The 18,875-nt window shown below is 69.3% G+C and carries 15 protein-coding genes and 1 pseudogene; 10 read left to right on the top strand and 6 right to left on the bottom strand.

What is annotated here, in order from left to right; all coding sequences use genetic code 11:
* Positions 1-69 precede the first annotated feature (69 nt).
* Positions 70-786, bottom strand: a complete 717-nt coding sequence (locus tag BN10_RS07400; RefSeq protein ID WP_010850596.1) for a DedA family protein — start codon at positions 784-786, stop codon at positions 70-72.
* A gap of 57 nt (positions 787-843) precedes the next feature.
* On the opposite strand from BN10_RS07400, the gene BN10_RS07395 reads away from it, so the two are divergent.
* The 3 genes from BN10_RS07395 to BN10_RS07385 are packed head-to-tail and all read left to right on the top strand — an operon-like array spanning position 844 to position 2,547.
* On the top strand, positions 844-1,467 hold the full coding sequence (locus tag BN10_RS07395; RefSeq protein WP_010850595.1) for a TrmH family RNA methyltransferase: 624 nt from the start codon (positions 844-846) through the stop codon (positions 1,465-1,467).
* A gap of 13 nt (positions 1,468-1,480) precedes the next feature.
* Positions 1,481-1,726: a hypothetical protein gene (locus tag BN10_RS07390; RefSeq protein WP_010850594.1), complete on the top strand. Its 246-nt coding sequence runs from the start codon at positions 1,481-1,483 to the stop codon at positions 1,724-1,726.
* 2 nt (positions 1,727-1,728) lie between these two features.
* Entirely contained in the window at positions 1,729-2,547 is an 819-nt protein-coding gene (locus tag BN10_RS07385; protein WP_010850593.1) for a GNAT family N-acetyltransferase, read from the top strand.
* Here the strand turns inward: BN10_RS07385 and BN10_RS07380 are convergent.
* Positions 2,468-3,793 (bottom strand): acyltransferase family protein, encoded by a 1,326-nt coding sequence (locus BN10_RS07380; RefSeq protein ID WP_010850592.1) that lies wholly within the window; start codon positions 3,791-3,793, stop codon positions 2,468-2,470. The two genes, BN10_RS07385 and BN10_RS07380, sit on opposite strands and share 80 nt — an antisense overlap.
* A gap of 149 nt (positions 3,794-3,942) precedes the next feature.
* On the opposite strand from BN10_RS07380, the gene fbaA reads away from it, so the two are divergent.
* From fbaA to BN10_RS07360, 4 genes are all read left to right on the top strand, one after another.
* Entirely contained in the window at positions 3,943-4,971 is a 1,029-nt protein-coding gene (fbaA, locus tag BN10_RS07375) for a class II fructose-bisphosphate aldolase (protein ID WP_010850591.1), read from the top strand.
* 132 nt (positions 4,972-5,103) lie between these two features.
* Complete coding sequence (locus BN10_RS07370) at positions 5,104-5,508, top strand: DUF3151 domain-containing protein (protein ID WP_010850590.1); 405 nt, start codon at positions 5,104-5,106, stop codon at positions 5,506-5,508.
* 243 nt (positions 5,509-5,751) lie between these two features.
* Positions 5,752-6,573, top strand: a complete 822-nt coding sequence (locus BN10_RS07365) for a helix-turn-helix domain-containing protein (RefSeq protein ID WP_010850589.1) — start codon at positions 5,752-5,754, stop codon at positions 6,571-6,573.
* A 108-nt stretch (positions 6,574-6,681) separates the two neighbouring features.
* Positions 6,682-7,986, top strand: a complete 1,305-nt coding sequence (locus BN10_RS07360; RefSeq protein WP_010850588.1) for an adenylosuccinate synthase — start codon at positions 6,682-6,684, stop codon at positions 7,984-7,986.
* Positions 7,987-8,058: 72 nt separating this feature from the next.
* Here BN10_RS07360 and BN10_RS07355 read toward each other — a convergent pair whose 3' ends face one another.
* Together BN10_RS07355 and BN10_RS07350 are read right to left on the bottom strand one after the other, a co-directional pair.
* The gene (locus tag BN10_RS07355; protein WP_010850587.1) at positions 8,059-10,284 is read right to left on the bottom strand and encodes a HelD family protein; all 2,226 of its coding nucleotides are present in this window, start codon (positions 10,282-10,284) and stop codon (positions 8,059-8,061) included.
* 83 nt (positions 10,285-10,367) lie between these two features.
* Entirely contained in the window at positions 10,368-11,339 is a 972-nt protein-coding gene (locus tag BN10_RS07350; RefSeq protein ID WP_198014026.1) for a helix-turn-helix domain-containing protein, read from the bottom strand.
* Positions 11,340-11,587: 248 nt separating this feature from the next.
* Here BN10_RS07350 and purD point away from each other — a divergent pair, with 248 nt between their 5' ends.
* Positions 11,588-12,889 (top strand): phosphoribosylamine--glycine ligase, encoded by a 1,302-nt coding sequence (gene purD, locus BN10_RS07345; protein WP_010850585.1) that lies wholly within the window; start codon positions 11,588-11,590, stop codon positions 12,887-12,889.
* A 14-nt stretch (positions 12,890-12,903) separates the two neighbouring features.
* On the opposite strand, the pseudogene BN10_RS16315 reads toward purD, so the two are convergent.
* A pseudogene (locus tag BN10_RS16315) lies at positions 12,904-13,413 on the bottom strand (MFS transporter); the annotation flags it as partial.
* Positions 13,414-13,416: 3 nt separating this feature from the next.
* Complete coding sequence (locus tag BN10_RS07335; RefSeq protein ID WP_040752899.1) at positions 13,417-13,869, bottom strand: MarR family winged helix-turn-helix transcriptional regulator; 453 nt, start codon at positions 13,867-13,869, stop codon at positions 13,417-13,419.
* 79 nt (positions 13,870-13,948) lie between these two features.
* Between BN10_RS07335 and BN10_RS07330 the strand changes: the two genes are divergently transcribed.
* On the top strand, positions 13,949-14,851 hold the full coding sequence (locus BN10_RS07330; RefSeq protein WP_040751046.1) for a phosphoribosylaminoimidazolesuccinocarboxamide synthase: 903 nt from the start codon (positions 13,949-13,951) through the stop codon (positions 14,849-14,851).
* Positions 14,852-15,002: 151 nt separating this feature from the next.
* On the top strand, positions 15,003-18,875 hold the full coding sequence (gene purL / locus BN10_RS07325; RefSeq protein ID WP_010850581.1) for a phosphoribosylformylglycinamidine synthase: 3,873 nt from the start codon (positions 15,003-15,005) through the stop codon (positions 18,873-18,875).

Below are 18,875 nucleotides of genomic sequence, written 5' to 3'. Positions count from 1 at the left end.
GCACAATTGTGAGTTTTCGGTCGGCTGATCCCGAAACTGCACAATTGTGAGCTTTCGGTCGGCCCAAGATCAGTCGAGTTCGTCCTTGACGATGTCGACAATCTCCTCGCGGATCTCGCCGAGTTCCTTGGCCTCCTTGCGGTGCTTCCACCACTCGAAGAGCATCGGCAGCACGGACAGGAAGACGATGACGATGACCGCCTTGTCGATCTGCTCGCCGAGGACGGGGAAGGCCGCGCCCAGGAAGTAGCCGGCGAGCACGAGGCCGAAGACCCAGAGGACGGCGCCCACGGCCGACCAGGTGAAGAAGCGCTTGCGGTCCATCCGGCCGATGCCCGCGACGACCGTCACGAAGGTGCGCACGATCGGGACGAAGCGACCGATGACCAGGGCCTTGTTGCCGTGCTTGTCGAAGAACTTCTCGGTCTGGTCGAAGTACTTGCGCTTGATGATGCGCCCGTCGCGCTGGCGCAACTTCGGTCCGATGGCTCTCCCGATCTCGTAGCCCGCGATGTTGCCGCCGATCGCGGCCACGAAGAGCCCGACGAGGGCCACGGGGAGGCTCACGTGGAGGTTGCCGCCGGCCACGAACAGGCCGACGGCGAAGAGCAGCGAGTCGCCGGGCAGGATCGGGAAGAGCAGGCCGCACTCGATGAACACGATGACCAGAGCGATGACGAAGAACTCGGTGCCGAAGCGCTCGAGGAGCCACGCGGGGTCCATCCAGCTCGGGCCGAGCGAGGTGGGCAGGGCAGCAGGGAGCATCGTCAGCACGTCGGCGATCACCTGACAAGGGTATGGGCCTTCTCTGGGTGCGCGCTGGACGCGCCCTATCGTGGCGCTGTGGTCGAGTCACCGGAGCGAGAAGTGGGCGTCGGTCCCTGGACGGGCCCGTGGCCCGAGGACGCGCGCCTCGACCCCGAGTTGCTGCGCGAGGGTGACCGGCGCAACGTCGAGGACCGCTTTCGTTACTGGCGGCACGACGCGATCGTCGCCGACCTCGACCGCACTCGCTTCCCGCTGCACATCGCGATCGAGAACTGGGAGCACGACTTCAACATCGGCTCGATCGTCCGCACCGCCAACGCCTTCAATGTCGCCGCCTTCCACATCGTCGGCAAGCGTCGCTGGAACCGTCGGGGCGCGATGGTCACCGATCGCTACCAGCACGAGATCCATCACGGCACAGCCGACGACCTGGCCACGTGGGCGGCGCACCAGGGCGAGGGTCGCGGCATACCCATCCTCGGGATCGACAACGTGCCCGGTTCCATCCCCATCGAGGGGTATGCCGTGCCGCGGGCGTGCGTGCTCGCCTTCGGCCAGGAGGGGCCCGGGTTGTCAGACGCGATGCGCGAGGTGTGCGAGGTGATCCTGCACATCACGCAGTTCGGGTCGACCCGCTCCATCAACGCCGGCGCCGCCGCGGCCATCGCCATGCACGCATGGATCGAACAACACGCCTGAGCGATGTCACTGCGTGGCGGTCACCACGCTTGGCGCCCTCGATGGCCTCGGCCTCGGCGAGTGCCGCCGGCGGGACGTCTCGCCTCACCGGTGCGTGATGCCGGTCTTCCTGTCCACCGAGGTCGTCCACGTGCCGGTCGAGGTCCAGTTCCGACCATCGCCCAAGATCCGCAGCCTGTCCACCAAACCCCTCGGTCACGGCCTTACCGAGGCCCAGGTACTGTCCTTCCTCGACTTCCTCTCCGAACGCAAGGACTGACGGTGACCCCCGAGGCTCTCCTCGCCGAGTTCCGCCGACAGGTCCGGCTGGCCCAGAAGGACGGCGGACCGTTCGACATCACCGAACGCGTCGGATTGGTCCATCGCACCTATCCCGAGAATCCCGAGTGGGACGGCGCGACGATCGAGTCCCCCCTCGGGCTCGGGGACGACGAGGAGCAGATCGAGGCAGCGATCGCTGCGGAAGTCGACTTCTTCACCGGGCGTGGCCAGGCCTTCGAGTGGAAGACCTATGCCGACGACGAGCCGGCCGACCTCGTCGATCGACTCGTCCGGCACGGGTTCGAGGCCGGCGACGTCGAGGTCGTCATGCTCGGTGAGGCCGCTGACCTGGTCGATGACATCGCGGCACCGGAGGGCGTGCGGATCCGTGAGTTCGCCGGCGAGGACTGGGAACGGGTCCGCGTCCTCATGGACGGGGTGTGGGGCACCGCGTCGAGCTGGGTCAACGACGCGCTGCGGGCGGAGCAGGAACGCGACCCCGCTTTGCTCAGACCCGTTCTCGCCGAGGAGATTGGCGGGCTCCAACGCGTCATTTCGTATGCCGCGCTCCGGCTCACGCCGGGTGTGGACTTCGCCGGGTTGTGGGGTGGGACAACGCATGCGCAGTGGCGCGGGCGGGGGCTCTATCGCGCCCTCACGGCATACCGGGCACGCCTGGCCCTCGACGCCGGACACCCCTACGTGCGGGTGGACACCTCACCAGACAGTCGGCCGATCCTCACCCGGCTCGGCCTGCACCAAGTGACGACGACGACCCCGTGCGTCCTCGACCCAAGGGGATCATCCCGGTCAGGGTGAGACCCGCGATCGGCACGAGTGGCCACCACCAGTTCACCCCGTCTCTGTCGACGATTCCGAACATCGCCATCACGCCGAGACCCGCGCACATGGCGACACAGGCGAGGACGGCGAGCCACGCGGGCGGGGCCGGCCGCTCATCCTTGGCCGGTGATTCGAAGCGCCCGAAGACGGCGATGCAGCCGATCGTCACCGCCGCGAGCACGGCCCACCAGAGTGGCCGTGTCGCCCACCAGGCCCCGGACAACGGTTCGCTGTGCAAGCCAAAACCGCCCAGTGCCAACGAGACCCCGATGACCAGCACCATCGCCGTGAGGTGCCACAGGTAGAGCGTCATGATCCGCGCGTTGACGAGGATCGTGAACCGCCACGGCTTCGGCCGGCGCAACCACCGCTCGAGCACCGGCTCGAGAGCGAGCAACAGGCCACCTTGCAGGAGCCCGAGGAAGCCGAGGGTGACACGGGTCGGGAAGGAGTTGTTGAAAGTGGCGTTGTCCAGGCCCACCATCGACACCGGGTAGGGGCCGAGCCAGACGAGCAGGACAGTGCCCACCGCACCGATCGCGGCCAGCAGCAACCGAATTCGTATGCCGTGCAGTCGCCCGTCGAGCCAGGCGAACCCGATCATGTGGACCGCGCCGAACACGATGACATAGTTCGGGAAACCTGACAGATCGCTCCCGGTCCGGATGCTCACGAGGTCCACCAGGCCACCCAGCAGCAGGAACCCGGCCACGGCCCACCACCCCAGTCGTTCCCACAGCGCGAGGGCCGCCGGCGCGAGCGCCACGACCATGACGTAGGCGGCGAGGAACCACGTCGGCACCAGCGCCACCTGTGAGGCGGTGCGCAGGGTTCCGCCCGGCACGCCCGCGGCATACGCAATCGAGGCGATGGCCAGCCACACGATCAGGAGCGGGATCACGGGGGTGCCGAGGCGACGCAGGCGCGAACGCAACCACGCGGCATACCCCTCGCCGCGACGGCGAGCAGAGCGCCAGGACAACGCATTCGCGTAGCCGCCCACCATGAAGAAGACCGGCATCACCTGGATCACCCACGTCAACGGATGGGTCCAGGTGGCCAGGTTGAGGATCTGGTCGGGGACCAGGCTGCCGTCGCGGACGACCACGGCCGCCGCGGTCCAGTGCCCGAAGGCCACGACGAGGATCGCCAGGGCCCGCAGGAAGTCGACGACCCGGTTGCGGCTGTCCGGTGTCGCCTCGGCGAGCGCCCCCACGTCCATGGAGCGCATCCTGCCGCGCCGAGACCCGCGGCGTCTCGATCCGTGGGAAGACGGCGGGCGATCCGTCCATGTGCCGATCCCTTGCGCGCCGTCACCCGCCGAGTGGGAGGATCGGAGGCGGAAAGTGATCCCGCTCACGAGGAGAAGCAATGCCCATCGCCACCCCCGAGGTCTACGCCGACATGCTCGACCGGGCCAAGAACGGCTCGTTCGCCTACCCGGCCATCAACATCACCTCCAGCCAGACCGTGACCGCCGCCATCCGTGGCTTCGCCGAGGCCGGCTCGGACGGCATCATCCAGGTCTCGACCGGTGGCGCGGAATACGCCTCGGGCTCGACGATCAAGAACATGGTGACCGGTGCCAAGGCCCTCGCCCTCTACGCCGAGGAGGTCGCGAAGAACTACCCCGTCAACATCGCCCTCCACACCGACCACTGCCCGAAGGACAAGCTCGACGGCTTCGTCCGCCCGCTCATCGCGGCGAGCACCGAGCGCGTCAAGGCTGGCGGCCTGCCGATCTTCCAGAGCCACATGTGGGACGGCTCCGCCGTGCCGCTCGCCGAGAACCTGCAGATCGCCGAGGAGCTGCTCGCGGCCTGCAAGGCGGCCAACATCATCCTCGAGATCGAGGTCGGCGTCGTGGGCGGCGAGGAGGACGGGGTCGAGAACGCGATCAACGACAAGCTCTACTCGACGCCCGAGGACGCCATCGCCACCGTGCGTGCGCTCGGGTCCGGCGAGAACGGCTACTACATGACCGCGCTCACCTTCGGCAACGTCCACGGCGTCTACAAGCCGGGCAACGTCAAGCTCCGCCCGGAGGTCCTCAAGGCCGCGCAGGACGCCGCCGCGGCAGAGTTGGGCCTGGCCGCCGGGTCCAAGCCCTTCCACCTGGTCTTCCACGGCGGCTCGGGCTCGCTGCCGCAGGAGATCTCCGACGCCGTCGATTACGGCGTGGTGAAGATGAACGTCGACACCGACACGCAGTACGCCTTCACTCGCCCGGTCGCGAACTGGATGCTCAAGAACTACGACGGCGTCCTGAAGATCGACGGCGAGGTCGGCAACAAGAAGCAGTACGACCCGCGTGCGTGGGGCAAGGACGCCGAGGCCGGCATGGCCGCCCGCGTCGTCGAGGCCTGCCAGAACCTGCGCTCGGCGGGCACGCACGCCTGACCCTCACCGTGACGTCCGGCAGGTTGGCGCCTGGAGCGGCCACCTGCCGGACGCAAGGCGATGACCATGTATGCCGCCCGCTCACCCTCGGTGAGCGGGCGGCATACGCGTGGAGGGACATAGGCTCGGCCCATGACTGACCTGCTCGGAATCCCGCCGACCCTGCTGCCCGAGGACCCGGCCGCCGCGATGATCGCCGCCGGTGAGGAGCGGCCAGGCCGGGTCGCTGCCGCCCATCCGGCGTCGAGTCTGGCCTGGGCGGTCCTGGCCGAGGCGTCGCTCGAGGCCGACCACCCGGTGCAGGCCTATGCGTATGCGCGAACCGGCTACCACCGGGGGCTCGACGCTCTGCGCCGCGCCGGGTGGCGAGGGCAGGGACCGATCCCGTGGGAGCACGAGCCGAACCGGGGCTTCCTGCGCGCGCTCGCGGCACTGGCCAAGGCGGCCCGGGAGATCGGCGAGGAGGACGAGCGCCACCGCTGTGAGGAGTTCCTGCGCGCATCGTCGGCCGAGGGAGCCCGCGCGCTCGACCTCTGAGGACGCACCAGTCAGGGGGCTGGGACAGGCAAGCCGACACAGACGGGCCGGGACAGTGGAAGGGGCCCGACCCTTGTTGGGTCAGGCCCCTTCAGCCCCCTGCCAGGAGCTCGCGCACTGAGGCGCAGCATGTTGCGAACGTCCCCTGCAACGCGGCAACACGACCATTGTGCATGCACAGTCTCCAAAAAAGAGGCACTAAGGTGCACGTGGCAGGAAAATGCCAAATCTGGAGGGGTTCTGATGACGCGACCGACGCCACCAGCGGCCACCACCGTGGCGACCGCCGCACAGGCCCGCGAGGAACTCGCCGCCATGCTGGCCCAGGAGACGGTGCGCATGGAGGCGCGCCGACGCGACCTGGCCCGCGTCAACGAGCTGCTCCGCCTGGTCGTGGCTCCTCCGGGCGGGATCGCCGGTTCGGCGTGGGAGGCGCTCCTGCCGGACCTCGCCGCGCCGACCGTCGCCGGGCTCACCGCTCGCCTCCAGGGTGAGCTCCGAAACCTCGTCATGCTCCTCGACGAGGGGCCGGCCCTCGATGAGGCCAACATGCGCGAGACCCAGGACCGGATGCGGGCCGGCATGGTGCAGCGCACTCTCTACCCGGCGCACGTTCTCGACTCCCCCTCATCGGTGCGTTGGATGCAGTCGTGGCAGTCGGTTGGTGAGGTGCAGCGGATGCTGCCCGATGTCGAGACCGAGTTCGCCGTCTTCGGTGACGAGGCCGTCGTGGCCTTGGCGCAGTGGGGGATTCCCGAGGCCGGGTATGTCATCTCGCGCGACCCCCTCGTCGTGCGCCTGCACGCCGCCTACTTCGACCTGCTGTGGGCCCATGCCCAGCCGATTGTCGCGGCCCTTGGTGATCACAAGGACGACGACCGCCTGCTCGAGTTGCTCGCCCTGGGCTTCAAGGACGAGGTCATCGCGCGTCTCATGGGTCTGGGCCTGCGTACGGTGCGGCGTCGCATTGCCTCGATCATGGCCGTCCACGGTGCGGATACGCGCTACCAACTGGGTCTGGCTGTTGGTCAGCGAGAGAAGTCGACGTCGATCGTGGGGCGCTAGGCTGGGGTGCACCGAGGCCTCGCGTCGCGCGAGGCCTCACGCATGCGGCGCGGCACCCCGCGGCATACCCAGGGGAGCGGTGCGCACAACGCAACGGAAGGGACTTCGATGCCGGCGATCGTGCTCGTGGGCGCCCAATGGGGCGACGAGGGCAAGGGCAAGGCGACCGATCTCATGGGCAGCGACGTCGATTACGTCGTGAAATTCAACGGCGGCAACAACGCCGGCCACACCGTCGTCATCGAGGGTGAAGACGGCACGCGCGAGAAGTACGCACTGCACCTGCTGCCCTCCGGCATCCTCTCGCCCAACGTCGTGCCCGTCATCGGCAACGGCGTCGTCATCGATCTCGAGGTGCTCTTCAAGGAGCTCGACGGGCTCGAGGCGCGTGGCGTCGACACCTCCCGCCTCATCGTCAGCGGGAGCGCCCACATCATCGCGCCCTACAACCGCACCCTCGACAAGGTGACCGAGCGATTCCTCGGCAAGCGCAAGATCGGCACGACCGGTCGCGGCATCGGCCCGACCTACGCCGACAAGATGAATCGCATCGGCATCCGCGTCCAGGACCTCTTCGACGAAGGGATCCTGCGCCAGAAGGTCGAGGCGGCCCTCGCCGTCAAGAATCAGGTGCTCGTCAAGATCTACAACACGCGGGCCGTCGACGTCGATCTCGTTGTCGCAGAACTCCTTTCGTATGCCGCGCGCTTGCGACCCATGGTTCGTGACACCGCGTTGGAGCTCGAGAAGGCGCTCAACGCTGGTTCGAACGTGTTGCTGGAGGCGGGCCAGGCGACGCTCCTCGACGTCGACCACGGGACCTATCCCTTCGTCACCTCGTCCTCGGCGACGGCGGGCGGGGCGTGCACCGGCTCCGGCATCCCCCCAACTCGGGTGTCGCGCGTCATCGCGATCCTCAAGGCCTACACGACGCGCGTGGGGGAGGGTCCCTTCCCGACCGAGCTCTTCGACGACGACGGTGAGACGCTGCGCAAGACGGGCGTCGAGTACGGCACGACGACCGGGCGACCGCGCCGCTGTGGCTGGATGGACACGGTCATCGGCCGCTATGCCACGCGGATCAACGGGGTGACCGACTTCGTCATCACCAAGCTCGACGTGCTGACCGGCTTCGAGCAGGTGCCGATCTGTGTCGCCTACGACGTCGAGGGGGTCCGCTTCGACGAGATGCCGATGGGGCAGAGCGACTTCCACCACGCCAAGCCGATCTATGAACTCATGGACGGCTGGTGGGAGGACATCTCGGGGTGTCGCACCTTCGAGGACCTGCCTGCCGCTGCTCAGGCCTATGTGCTGCGAGTCGAGGAGCTCATCGGCGCGCGGGTGTCCGCCATCGGTGTCGGCCCGGGGCGGCACGAGATCATCGAACGATTCCCCCTGCTCGACGCCTGAACCCCAACTTCTGCGTCACGCAGAAGTTGGGTGTGGACGCAGAAATAGCCGTGCGTCAGGACAAGTTCCGCGTCACGCAGAAGTTGGGTTGTGCGGGCGGAGGACCGACATCCGGTGCGCGGCGCGGGTGAGCACCACGTAGAGGACGCGCGCGCCGCCGGGTGACTCCTGCGCGATGCCCTCCGGATCGAGCACGATCGTCGCATCCCACTCCAGGCCCTTGGTCGAGAGCGGGTCGATGACCTGCACCCGCCCGTCACCGGCGCCGTCGAAGACACGAAGCCGGTCGTGCCAGCGCGTCGGCGGGATGATGGCGATCGAGCCGTCGACCTCTTGGAGCAGCTCCTCGAGGGCCATCCCGACGTGACGCTCGACTGATCCGTCGATGACCATCTCACGCGGATCGATCCCGGTCTCGCGCACCGCATTGGGGATGTCCGCATCAGGAACGACGGGAAGGATCACGCGCCGCGCATAGTCGAAGATCTCGCGCGCGTTGCGATAGTTGGTGTCCATGTGAAAGGACTGGATCGGCAGTGAGCCGTATGCCGCTCGCCGCGCCTCGAGCGCCTCGCCCAGGTCCCCCCACGAGGCCTGGGCTGCATCGCCGACCACGGTCCACGAGGCCGAACGCCCCCTGCGGCCCAACATGCGCCACTGCATCGGCGAGAGGTCCTGGGCCTCGTCGACGAGGACGTGTGCATAGGACGTCGGCCGCTCGATCCGGCCCTGCAACAACCGTTCTCGCGCATCGACCGGGGTGATGACGGCGTTGCTTCGTGTCGCCATCCGGGACATGCCGCCGACCTGCACGTCCTGCACGCCGTGGGCTCCCAGGTCGTCGAGCTCCTCGATGTCGTAGAAGCCCACCTCCTCGGCCGCGGCCTCCTGGACCGGACCCAACCGGGCCGCGAGGTCGTCGATGAGCGCCACATCGGCGACCGACCAGGTGCCCTCCTCCAAGGCCTCCCGGTTGCTCACCGCGACGGCGGCCGCTTCGTCATGGGTGAGGACACCCCCGGCCAAGCGCGAGACGTCGTCGGTGTCGACCAGGCGCAGCAGGACCTCGCGCGGATCGACCTGCGGCCACCAGGCCGCCATGAACTCGTCGACATCGCGCGAGGAGTCGAAGGCGTCCAGGAAGTGCTCGCGCTCTCCCAGGCGCACCGATTCCCAGGCGGCTTGGGCCAGGGCCTCGCGGGCCTGATCCGTGGCGAGATTGTGCGCATGGCCGCGCAGCACCCTCTTGCGCAGCCCGGCCAGTTGGGGCTCGTCGAGCCTGACGGCATGGCCTGCAATGAAGGCGCGGAAGACGGTCGGGGCACCCTCTGGCGGCCGGCCGGCGGCACGGGCGAGCAGCCGCCGGATGCGCAGGCTGCCCTTGACCGCCGCCACCTCGGGGTGGTCCATGCGGGTCGCGGTCACCCCGTCGACGAGGTCCCCCAGGGCGCGCAGCGCAACCGAGTCCTCGCCCAGGCTGGGCAGGACCCTCTCGATGTATGCCGTGTAGGCCGCCGACGGTCCCACCACGAGGATCCCACCACTCTCGAAACGGCGGCGCTCCGAGTAGAGCAGGTATGCCGCGCGGTGCAGCGCCACCACCGTCTTGCCGGTGCCGGGACCACCGCTGATCTCGACGACTCCTCGTGAGGTGGCCCGGATCGCGGCGTCCTGGTGCGCCTGGATGGTCGCCACGATGTCGCGCATCTGCCGACCGCGGCTGCGGGTGAGAGCAGCCATGAGCGCCCCATCACCCACGACGACGAGGTCTTCGGGTGCCTCCGGCACCATGAGGTCGTCCTCGACGCCGATGACCCGAGAGCCCGAGCAACGCAGGACCCGGCGCCGCAGGACACCCATCGGCTCCACTGGCGTGGCTCGATAGAAGGCCGCCGCGGCGGGTGCGCGCCAGTCGATGACCAGCGGCTCGTAGTCGTCGTCCCGGACCCCGAGCCGACCGATGTGGCGCACCTCGCGCTCCCCGGGCTCCGAGTGCTCCTCGCCGAGGTCCAGCCGCCCGAAGACGAGCCCTTCGTACTGCTTCTCGAGGGTCGCGCGCCGACGTGCCGCGGCATACATGAGGGCGTCGCGCTCGAAGAGACCGGTCATCTCCTCGTCACGGACATCCCCCGTGCGATCGGTGCGGCCGCGGGCCAAACCCTCGGCGGCGACGCTGGCGGCCCGGGCGTCGGCCTTGGCCAACTCCGCATACACCCGGTCGACGTGGGCCTGCTCAGCGGCCACCTCGGTGGCGGCGACATCGCCGAGATCTGGGCGAAGCGATGAACTCGCGGTCACGAACTTCTCGAGTCTCCTGTGCCGTGGGCGCCCCCGCGCCCGAACTGGGGAACATCCAAGTTTATCCCCGCGACCAGGCGGCGTCAGAGCAGCCCGGCCCGCTCTGCCTGCGCCCCGGCCTGGAAGCGGGTCGAGGCGCCGAGGTCGTCGAGGATCGTGCGCACGAAGCGCTCCACGGTTCGCTGTGACACACCGACCTGCCGGGCGATGGTCGAGTCCGTCGCTCCGGCGGCGAGGAGGGCAAGCGTCTGGGCCTGCCGGGCGCCGAAGCGACTGCGTGCATCTGCCCGCGCTCTGGGTGCTTCCGTGCTGCCCGCGAAGCTCGCGTCGACCAACTCGTTGAGGGCCATGACGAGGGGAGTGTGACGAACGACGATGCAGCCGTAGCCCGACGGGTCGTGGTTCGTGATGTCCACGATGGCGATCGAGCGATCCGTCACGAGCACACTCAATGCCAGGGTAGGCATGAGGCGCACCTGGGCGCCGGTCTCGGTCAGCCTGGCCAGCGCCTTGGTCGTGCCCTCGACATCGAGGATGGAGGAGTCGAGGACGAGCCGGCGAGTCAGGCCGCCTCGAAGCAGGATGTCGTCGGGGCCGCCGCTGAGGACGAGATGGTCATTGGTGGGGGTGCGCGCCGCGACGAACTCGATCGACGTCCGGGCGGCCCGCAGGACCTGGGCGCGCGTGTAGTCCAACTCGCCGATGCCGCTGGTGAGGGTGACGTCGAAGGTCGCCGCCCGCTCCTGGGCGTCCTGGGCTTCCCGGTAGCGGTCGGCGAGGGCACCCAACCCCGAGCGCGAGGAGGCGGCGAGGCGCTCCAGCTCCGCGGCATACCGAGGGATGGCGACCTGGGGGTCCGCCACGGCGATGGTGCCGTCATCGAGGAGGGAGACCAGCCCGGACTCCGCGAGGCGGGGGAGCTCGACGTCGAGGAGAGGGCCGGCGAAGCCCAGCTGCTCGAGGGCCACCCGACTTGGTTGGGTGAGGCCGACGAGTGCCTCGTAGAGAGCGAGGCGGGGGTCGGACGCGCGTGCCCAACCCTCGACCGTGCTCACCTCGCTCGCCCCCCAGCGGAAGTGACGGATTTCCGACACTGTCCTTGATCCGACATGGTTGAACTTTACATGAACGCGGCCAACGCCTACTGTCGAGTCATCGACCTCGTCGATGTCTACGCAGAGCGCCGGTCTTCCCCCCAAGACCGAGAGCGCCACGCAGACGGAAGCGACGGCCCCGGGGATTAACCCCCCTGCTCCCCGGGTCCGTCGCTTCCTCATTTCTGCTCCCCGCTAGGGTCGTCCTCGTGAAGGTTCTCGTCCTCGGCAGCGGTGCGCGTGAGCACGCCCTCGTCCGGTCCCTCAGTGCCGACCCCGCCGTGGATGCCGTGATCGCTGCGCCCGGCAACCCCGGCATCGCGGCCCTTGCGCTCTGTCGCGACATCGAGGGCGGCCCCACCTCGCCGAAGGGCGTGGTGGCCCTGGCCACGGAGCTGGGCGTGGATCTGGTCGTTGTCGGCCCTGAGGCACCGCTGGTCGCGGGTGTGACCGATGCCCTTGTCGCGGAGGGGATTGCATGTTTCGGGCCGACGGCCGAGGCGGCGCGGCTCGAGGGGAGCAAGTCCTTCGCCAAGGACGTCATGTCGGCCGCCGAGGTGCCGACCGGGCTGGCCCACGTCTGCTCGACCCTGGCCGAGGTCGAGGACGCCCTCGATGCCTTCGGCGCCCCGCATGTGGTCAAGGAGGACGGCTTGGCCGCCGGCAAGGGCGTCGTCGTCACCTCCGAGCGCCAGGTCGCGCTCGCCCATGCGGCCGCCTGCCTGGCCAAACCCGACGGTCGGGTGGTCATCGAGGAGTTCCTCGACGGACCGGAGGTGTCGCTCTTCTGCCTCTGCGACGGCACGACCGCCGTGCCCCTGGTGCCGGCGCAGGACTTCAAGCGGGTCGGGGACGACGATGCCGGCCCCAACACCGGTGGCATGGGCGCCTACAGCCCGCTGCCCTGGGCGCCGGTCGACCTCGCCGCCGACGTCGTGGCCCGGGTCGCACAACCAACCCTCGACGAGATGCGTCGGCGCGGCACGCCCTTCGTCGGCGTGCTCTTCGTGGGCCTCGCGCTCACCTCGCGCGGGCCGAGGGTCATCGAGTTCAATGCACGCTTCGGCGACCCGGAGACCCAGGTCGTGCTGGCCCGCCTCGAGACCCCGCTGGCGCAGCTCCTGCTGGCCGCCGCCACCGGCCGACTGATCGACGTCGACCCGCTGCGCTGGCGCGACAACGCGGCGGTGACCGTCGTCGTGGCCGCCGAGAACTACCCGGCCGCGCCACGGACCGGCGACCCGATCGACGGGCTCACCGACGAAGGCGACACGATCGACGCAGGCGAGGGCACGGCATACGTGCTCCATGCCGGCACGGCCCTGGACGACGACGGAGTCCTCGTGTCAGCTGGTGGACGGGTGCTCTCCGTGGTCGGGACCGGGCCCACGTTGGAGCAGGCCCGCCATCGGGCGTATGCCGCGGTCGGCCGCATCGAGTTGGCCGGCTCGCACCACCGCACCGACATCGCGCGCCGGGCGATCGACGGCGAGGTCAGCGTCCCGGGCTGACCCGGCCTGCCGCCGACGAGGGCGACGATTCCGTAGAACGGGTAGCGCCACGAGATCCCGCCGAGGGCGCCGCCGAGGAGCGGGCCGGCGGCGCTGCCCAGACCGAGGGCGGCCTCGTAGAGGATGATCGCCTGGCCGACCGAGCCGCGTGCCGAGGCGACGATCGTGGCCAGGGCGGTGGCGATGAAGAGGGCGTTGCCCAGCCCCCAGACCGCGCGGAAGCCCACGATTCCGCCGATGCTGTCCATCGAGCCCGCGAGGCCCGCGCCGATGATGATGATGGCCAGACCGAGGATCAATGTGCGCTTGGCGCCCAGGCGGCTGCTCACCCAGCCGGTGACGAGCATGGTCAATCCCATGACGGCCATGTAGCTCGTGAAGAGCAGGGACACCTGGGCCGGACCGGCGCCGAGGTCGTCGGCGATTGGTTTGAGGATGGGGTCGACCAGGCCGATGCCCATGAAGGCAATGACGCAGGCGAAGGCTACGGCCAGCACGGGACGGGGTTGGCGGAACAAGGACATGGGTCAGGCTTCCTGGCGTGTGGCGGTGGACTCGTCGGCAGCGGCGGCAAGGAGGGCTTCGAGGACGGCGACAGCGGCCGGGACCGCTGCGCGCTGGGTGGGGTGGAGGCGGGCGAGGACGGGCGCGAGGGTTGCCTCGCGGGCGGCGCGGAGGCGATCGAGCTCTCGTTGACCGCTGGGGGTCAGGCTGGCGAGGGTGGCTCGTGCATCGACGGGGTCGGGTTGGCGTCGGGCCCACCCCTGGTCGACGAGGCGTTGGACCTGGGTGGTCATGGTCGGTTGCGACGTGTTGTCGTGTTCGGCAAGGGCGGTGATGCGCATCGGGCCGTGGTCATCCATGAGCGCCAGGAGGCGGGCCTGGGCATAGGGGATGTCGATGCTGGCGTGACGGGTGGCCCAGCGGGAGAGGCGGGCCGAGGCACGCAGCAGGCGGTCGGCGGATTGGTCGAGGGGCATGAGACCAACATACATAGGAAGCCTATGCAACGGTAAGGCTCATGTGGTCGAGCACGCGACGGCTGACAGACTGACGGGCATGTCGATCGCCGATCCTGCCCCGGGACTCCCCGGGTTCGTCCACCTCTACTCGGGCAAGGTCCGAGACCTCTATGCCCCGATCGGGGACGACGGTCGGGCTCGCGAGGACCAACTCCTGCTCGTCGCCTCGGACCGGATCTCGGCCTTCGACTTCGTCCTCGAACCAGCCATTCCCGACAAGGGCGCGGTGCTGACCCAGCTCTCGCTGTGGTGGTTCGAGCAGTTGGCGAGCATCGTGCCCAACCATGTGCTGTCCACGGACGTCCCTGCCGAGGTGGCCGGACGTGCGGTCCTCGTCCGTCGCCTCGAGATGCTGCCGGTGGAATGCGTGGCGCGCGCCTACCTCACGGGTGGAGGCTTGCGGGAGTATGCCGCGGACGGCCACGTGAGCGGCATACGCCTCCCGGAAGGGCTCGTCGACGGGTCGCGCTTCGACCAGCCGATCTTCACGCCGTCGACCAAGGCCCCCCAGGGGGAGCACGACGAACCCATGTCGTATGCCGCGGTGGAGGCCGCGATCGGGAGTGGCCTGGCCGCCCGGGCGCGCGAGCTGACGACGGCAATCCTGGCTCGGGGCAACGAGATCGCGGCCGAGCGCGGGATTCTCATCGCTGACACCAAGGTGGAGTTCGGTGTCGTCGACGGTGAGCTGGTGCTGGCCGACGAGGTGCTGACACCGGACTCATCTCGGTTCTGGCCCGCCGACCAGTGGGAGCCCGGACACACTCAGCCCAGCTTCGACAAGGAGTTCGTGCGTGAGTGGTTGCTTTCACCCGAGTCGGGCTGGGACAAGGCGTCAGGGGAGGCGCCCCCGCCGTTGCCCGAGGACGTCGTGGAACGGACCCGCGCGAAGTACGTCGAGGCCTACGAACGGCTCACGGGAACCACCTTCGCCCGGTGACCTCGCGGCATACCAGTGTGAATCCCGACGTCGAGTCCGCGCTCGAGCGTGGCCTTCGAGTGCAGTGTGACGCGCTGGGCGCCCGGTCGGTCGCTGCACGGGCGTCGATAGACTTGCCCTCGGCCCACTCGCCCGCCCCGGGAGTTGCTCGATGACCTCGCACGACCACGTGCTGACCGTGTTCGAGGGCGGAACCGCCCTGTCCGACTTCCGAGCCACCGCGCTCCTGGCCCGACTGCAGGAGATCACGCCCGAGATCAGCGCAGTCTCTGCGCGCCACGTGCACTGGGTGCGCAGCGCCGGCCCCCTCGAGGACGCGGGCCGGGTGGCCGCCCTGCTCACCTACGGTGACCCGCATGCCGCCGGGCCGGACGGGCCGTCCTCCCTCGTCGTCGTCGGGCCGCGACTGGGCACGGTGAGTCCGTGGGCGAGCAAGGCCACCGACATTGCCCACAACTGCGGCTTTGTCCTCGAGCGGGTCGAGCGGGTCACCGAGTTCACTCTGCACGGCGCCGAGTTGGCGCAGGACCAGTGGCAGTCGTGCGCTGCGATCCTTCACGACCGGATGACCGAGTCCGTCCTGCGTCACCGCGAGGACGCGGCCCACCTCTTCGACGAGCGGGACGCCTCCCCGATGGAGCGCGTCGACGTCCTCGGGCAGGGGCGCGCCGCGCTGGACGGTGCGAACACGGCATACGGCTTGGCCCTGTCGGAGGACGAGATCGACTACCTGGCGGAGGCCTTCACCGGTCTGGGCCGCAACCCGACCGATGTCGAGTTGACGATGTTCGCGCAGGCCAACAGCGAGCACTGCCGGCACAAGATCTTCAACGCCGACTTCGTCATCGACGGCCAGGCGCGCCCGCGCAGCCTTTTCGGGATGATCCGGCACACCGAGGCGGTCGCCGGCGAGGGAACGGTCGTGGCCTACAAGGACAATGCGTCGGTCATGGTGGGCGGGGAGCGCTCGCGCTGGTTGCCGGTCGCGCAGTCCGAACCCAGCCCGTATGCCGCGCGCGAGGGTGTCGCGCACGTCCTGATGAAGGTCGAGACCCACAACCACCCGACGGCGATCTCACCCTTCCCGGGGGCGGCCACGGGTGCCGGTGGGGAGATCCGGGACGAGGGCGCCACCGGTCGTGGATCGCAGCCCAAGGCCGGTGTGGCCGGTTTCGCGGTGTCGAATCTCCATCTGCCCGGCACGAACGAGCCCTGGGAGACAGGCGATTTCGCCGCGCCTGACCATTTGGCGACTCCCTTGGAGATCATGCTCGACGCGCCGATCGGGGCGGCCGCCTTCAACAACGAGTTCGGTCGGCCGAATCTCGGCGGCTTCTTCCGGGTCTTCGAGCAGACCGTGGACGGGGTGCACCGCGGATTCCACAAGCCGATCATGAGCGCCGGTGGTCTGGGCACGATCAGCGCGGACATGACCGAGAAGGTGCTCTTCCCCGAGGGCACCCTGCTCGTGCAACTCGGGGGTCCGGGAATGCGGATCGGCATGGGTGGTGGCGCGGCGTCGTCAATGGCTGCCGGTGCGAATGCCGCTGAGCTGGACTTCGATTCGGTCCAGCGGGGCAATCCGGAGATCGAGCGGCGGGCCCAGGAGGTCATCAACCACTGCTGGTCGATGGGGGACGAGAACCCGATCCTCGCCGTCCATGACGTCGGCGCGGGTGGGCTGTCGAATGCCTTCCCGGAGCTCGTGGACGGTGCGGGGCTCGGCGCGCGCTTCGACCTGGCTGCCGTCCCGCTCGAGGAGTCGGGCCTGGCACCCAAGGAGATCTGGTGCAACGAGAGCCAGGAGCGGTATGTCCTCGCGATCGCCCCTGAATCGTTGTCCCGCTTCGCTTCTCTTGCCGACCGTGAGCGTTGCCCCTATGCCGTGGTTGGCGTCGCGACGGGTGACGGGCAGTTGCGACTCGTCGATCCGTCGGCAGGCAGTGGGGACCACCCGATCGACATGCCGATGGAGGTATTGCTCGGCAAGCCGCCACGAATGACCCGCAACGTGACGACCGTGGCGCGCTCGGGGGACGAGGTCGACCTCGGCGCGGGGGACCTGCGCCAGACCGCGTATGCCGTGTTGCGGCACCCATCGGTCGCCTCCAAGCGCTTCCTCGTCACCATCGGCGACCGGACCGTGGGTGGTCTGACGCACCGCGACCAGATGGTTGGGCCATGGCAGGTCCCGGTCGCCGATGTGGCCGTGACGCTGGCCGACCTCTCCGGGTTCGCCGGCGAGGCGATGGCGACGGGGGAGCGGATGCCCCTCGCCGCGATCGACGCGCCCGCCTCGGGACGGATGGCCGTGGGGGAGGCGCTGACCAACCTCCTCGCCGCGCCGATCTCCGCCCTGAGTGGAATCAAGTTGTCCTGCAACTGGATGGCCGCTTGTGGCGAGGAGGGTGAGGACGCTGCGCTCTATGAGACGGTCCACGCCGTGGGCATGGAACTGTGCCCCGCGCTCGGCATCTCCGTGCCGGTCGGCAAGGACTCGCTCTCGATGCGGACGACGTGGACAGCGCCGGACGGCGAGGCCCGCAAGGTGGTGTCGCCGGTGTCGCTCGTCGTGACCGCCTTCGCGTCGCTGCCCGACGTGCGCGGGACGCTGACCCCCGAACTCGCTGGGAGGTCAGCCCTGATCCTCGTCGACCTCGGGATGGGGCGAGACCGGGTCGGCGGCTCGATCGCGGCCCAGGTCAACGGATCGTTCGGCGCGCAGGTGCCCGACCTCGACGATCCGATCCGGTTGCTCGCCCTCGCCGACGCGATGGGTGCGTTGCGGGAGAGGGGAATTGCCGCGGCATACCATGACCGCTCCGACGGTGGCCTGTGGGCGACCGTGTGCGAGATGGCCTTTGCGGGTGGGGTGGGGGTCGACGTGACGGTGGCCTCGCGCGAGGCGCTCTTCGCCGAGGAGTTGGGTGTCGTGCTCGGGGTGCCGCTCGAGCGGGCCGAGGAGGCGCTCGACCTGCTCGCCGTCCACGGGCTGGGCGACCTCTCTTCCCGGGTCGGTGTCGCCACGGCCGAGCGGCGGGTCCGCGTGCGCATCGGGGAGTCGGACGCGCTGGACGAGTCGGTGCACGACCTGGCCCAGGCCTGGGACGAGGTGTCGTGGCGGATCAGCCGGCTGCGGGACAACCCGGCCTGCGCGGATGAGGAGCACGCCGCCGTCGGTCGCGGTGACGATGCGCTCGTCGTCGACCTCGCCTTCGATCCGCGTGACGATGTCGCGGCTCCCTACCTCAACCTCGGCGCGCGGCCCAAGGTCGCGATCCTGCGCGAGCAGGGCGTCAACAGTCATGTCGAGACCGCCTTCGCCTTCGACCGGGCCGGTTTCGAAGCGTGGGACGTCCACATGACCGATCTCCAGTCGGGTCGTTTCGACCTCGCCGACGCGGTGGGACTGGTCGCTTGCGGCGGCTTCTCCTATGGCGACACGCTCGGCGCGGGTGAGGGGTGGGCGCGCTCGGTGCTCTTCAACGAGCGGCTCACCGAGTCCTTCCACGAGTTCTTCCACCGCGAGGACACCTTCGGGTTGGGGATCTGCAACGGGTGCCAGATGTTCGCGGCGCTGGCCGACCACATCCCCGGGGCGCAGGCGTGGCCGCGGTTCACCCGCAACCGGTCCGAGCAGTACGAAGCGCGCCTGTCCCAGGTCGAGATCCTCGAGTCGCCCTCGATCCTTCTCGCCGGAATGGCCGGGTCACGCCTCCCGATCGCGGTCGCGCACGGCGAGGGGTTCGCGAACTTCTCGGCCCGGGGGGACCAAGTCGCCGTGCTCCGGGCCGCGCGCTACGTCGACGGAGCTGGGAGGCCGGCCGCGGCATACCCGGTGAACCCCAATGGCTCGCCGGACGGACTGACCGCGGTGACCACGCCGGACGGCCGGTTCACGGCGATGATGCCGCACCCCGAGCGGGTGCAGCGCAATGTGCAACTGTCGTGGACCGATGGGCCGATCGACGAGGCGAGCCCGTGGTTGCGGATGTTCCGCAACGCCCGCGTGTGGGTCGCCTGA

The sequence above is a fragment of the Phycicoccus elongatus Lp2 genome, from assembly GCF_000367525.1.
Taxonomy (GTDB): domain Bacteria; phylum Actinomycetota; class Actinomycetes; order Actinomycetales; family Dermatophilaceae; genus Phycicoccus_A; species Phycicoccus_A elongatus.
The sequence above is the reverse complement of the archived record's forward strand: the minus strand, read 5'-3'. Positions and strand labels throughout refer to the sequence as shown.

Excerpts from the sequence above, each read along its gene's own strand:
- BN10_RS07335 (WP_040752899.1), bottom strand. The coding sequence starts at position 13,869 with ATGCCCCTCGACCAATCCGCCGACCGCCTGCTGCGTGCCTCGGCCCGC.
- BN10_RS07370 (WP_010850590.1), top strand. The coding sequence starts at position 5,104 with ATGACTGACCTGCTCGGAATCCCGCCGACCCTGCTGCCCGAGGACCCG.
- BN10_RS07330 (WP_040751046.1), top strand. The coding sequence starts at position 13,949 with ATGTCGATCGCCGATCCTGCCCCGGGACTCCCCGGGTTCGTCCACCTC.
- fbaA (WP_010850591.1), top strand. The coding sequence starts at position 3,943 with ATGCCCATCGCCACCCCCGAGGTCTACGCCGACATGCTCGACCGGGCC.
- BN10_RS07365 (WP_010850589.1), top strand. The coding sequence starts at position 5,752 with ATGACGCGACCGACGCCACCAGCGGCCACCACCGTGGCGACCGCCGCA.
- purL (WP_010850581.1), top strand. The coding sequence starts at position 15,003 with ATGACCTCGCACGACCACGTGCTGACCGTGTTCGAGGGCGGAACCGCC.
- BN10_RS07360 (WP_010850588.1), top strand. The coding sequence starts at position 6,682 with ATGCCGGCGATCGTGCTCGTGGGCGCCCAATGGGGCGACGAGGGCAAG.
- BN10_RS07380 (WP_010850592.1), bottom strand. The coding sequence starts at position 3,793 with ATGGACGTGGGGGCGCTCGCCGAGGCGACACCGGACAGCCGCAACCGG.